2 protein-coding genes and 1 pseudogene are annotated in these 2,108 nt (G+C 59.3%); 2 read left to right on the top strand and 1 reads right to left on the bottom strand.

Annotation, left to right across the window (positions count from 1 at the left end; translation table 11 throughout):
* A pseudogene (locus tag OP496_RS17335) lies at positions 1 to 219 on the top strand (ATP-dependent DNA helicase Rep); the annotation flags it as partial.
* A 39-nt stretch (positions 220 to 258) separates the two neighbouring features.
* On the opposite strand, the gene OP496_RS17330 reads toward OP496_RS17335, so the two are convergent.
* Positions 259 to 1,179 (bottom strand): LysR substrate-binding domain-containing protein, encoded by a 921-nt coding sequence (locus OP496_RS17330; protein WP_280565104.1) that lies wholly within the window; start codon positions 1,177 to 1,179, stop codon positions 259 to 261.
* Between the two features lie 156 nt (positions 1,180 to 1,335).
* Here OP496_RS17330 and OP496_RS17325 point away from each other — a divergent pair.
* Positions 1,336 to 2,108: CaiB/BaiF CoA-transferase family protein (locus tag OP496_RS17325; protein WP_280565102.1), on the top strand; the 773-nt coding region annotated here is incomplete at its 3' end.

Here is a 2,108-nt window from a genome sequence, read left to right as displayed (position 1 = left end):
TATGTCGGCATCACCCGCGCGCGGCGCACGCTAACCCTGACGTTGGCCCGTCAGCGCAAGACCTACGGCGAGCTGCTGGATTGCACCCCCAGCCGCTTCCTCGAGGAACTTACGCCGGATGACCTGGAATGGGAAGGGCGCGCCGACAAGGAAGACCCCGAGAAAAAGCAGGCGCGCGGCCAGGACGCCCTGGCGGGTATCCGTTCGCTGTTGGGATAGCGTGGATCTCGGCGCCGGTGCGTATGGGGCTTCTCGGAGTCACTCTGCTTTTAGCTGGCCAGGTTCGACAAACCCCGGATAGTTGACGATGGTATCCAGCAACTGTTGGCCACAGCTCGGCAAGGCATCCACTTCGCGGACGACGATGCTACGTTCGCGGTGGGCCCATGTGTCCTGCAATGCAATGAGCCTGATGTCCATCGTTTGCCGATAACGCTGGGCACAAGAGGCCGGTAGAATGCCGATGCCAACGCCGGCCTCGATCATGCGACAGGCGGACTCGAAGCCGAGAACCTGGATTCTCAGGGGGAGGGGTTGTCCCAGACCCTGAACCTGCTCTTTCAGGAACTGCATCAGCGTGCTGCCGTCGTGCAGACCGACATGGCGATAATTCAGGCTTTCGTGGAAGGCGACCTGATGTCTTGCCGCGAGATCATGCCCTTGTGGGACGACAAGGACTAGTCGGTCCCGGCTGAAAGGCACGCATTGCAGCCCCTGTGATGTGACGTCACCTGCCACGATACCCATATCGGCTGCCCCATCGAGTACGCCGCGCATGATGTCATGGGTCAAGCGTTCCTGAAGATCGATGGTAATGCCGGGCCGGGAAGCGAGGAATTGAGCCAATACGTCCGGCATGAAGTCGCTCACGGCTGTCGTATTGGCAAAGATGCGCAGATGACCGGCCGCTCCTTCGGCATAGCCCGAGAAATCGGTTTTTACATGCTCGACCTGGCGGAGAATCGTCCGCGCATGCCGGAGCAGCCGCTCACCCGCTGGGGTAGTCTCCACTCCTTGACTGCTGCGATAGAAAAGCCGACTGCCTAATTGGCCCTCGAGAGTTTTCATGCGGGTGCTGGTGGATGCCGTCGAAAGGTGAGCGCGCTGGGCTCCGCCCGTCATGCTATGGGCCTCGGCAACGTGAACGAACAAGCGCAAATCCGGCAAATCGAAATGCATGATGTGTTTCCCGAGCTTTAAGTGAAGGTTTGATCACGGTCTTTGGTGTTCGGCTTGGCCAAATCCCGCCTTGCATAAATGCAAATTCACCCCGTGCATTTTCTCAATGCATGCTGAAGGCGCCAGCCCCATAGACGACAGCCAAGGAATACATGCATGACAGCATTACCGACTTTTCAACGTCCCCTGGACGGCGTGACCGTCGTGAGCCTGGAACACGCGATCGCTGCACCCTTCTGCACCCGGCAGTTGGCGGACATGGGCGCGCGCGTCATCAAGGTCGAGCGTCCTGGCGTCGGCGATTTTGCGCGTGGTTACGATGCGCGGGTCAACGGTTTGTCTTCTCATTTCGTATGGACTAACCGCTCCAAGGAAAGCCTGACACTCGACGTCAAAAATGACGAGGCCAGGACGATTCTGGACAATTTGCTGGGCCAAGCCGACGTATTGGTACAAAATCTGGCGCCGGGTGCCGCGACGCGTCTGGGACTGTCCTTCGACACGCTGCACGCCGAGTTTCCAGGACTTATCGTGTGTGATATCTCGGGCTATGGCGAAGACGGTCCTTATCACGACAAGAAGGCCTACGACCTTCTGATTCAGAGCGAGGGGGGCTTTCTGTCGACGACGGGCACGCCGGGCTCGCAAGGCATGGCCAAGGCGGGCTGTTCGGTTGCCGACATCGCTGCCGGCATGTATGCCTTCAGCAATATCCTCTCTGCCTTGTTGCTGCGCGGACGCACCGGTGTGGGTAGCCATATCGACGTGTCGATGCTGGAGAGTCTCGTCGAGTGGATGGGCTATCCCATGTACTATGCGTTCGACGGTGCCGAGCCGCCGCCTCGAGCCGGTGCCTCGCATTCCACTATCTACCCGTATGGACCATTTCCGACCGGCGATGACAAGACCGTGATGCTGGGCCTACAGAA

It is taken from the genome of Chromohalobacter sp. 48-RD10, assembly GCF_029889785.1.
Taxonomy (GTDB): domain Bacteria; phylum Pseudomonadota; class Gammaproteobacteria; order Pseudomonadales; family Halomonadaceae; genus Chromohalobacter.
Note: the sequence above shows the minus strand (reverse complement) of the source record. Positions and strands in the feature narration are given on the sequence as shown.

Excerpts from the sequence above, each read along its gene's own strand:
- OP496_RS17330 (WP_280565104.1), bottom strand. The coding sequence starts at position 1,179 with ATGCATTTCGATTTGCCGGATTTGCGCTTGTTCGTTCACGTTGCCGAG.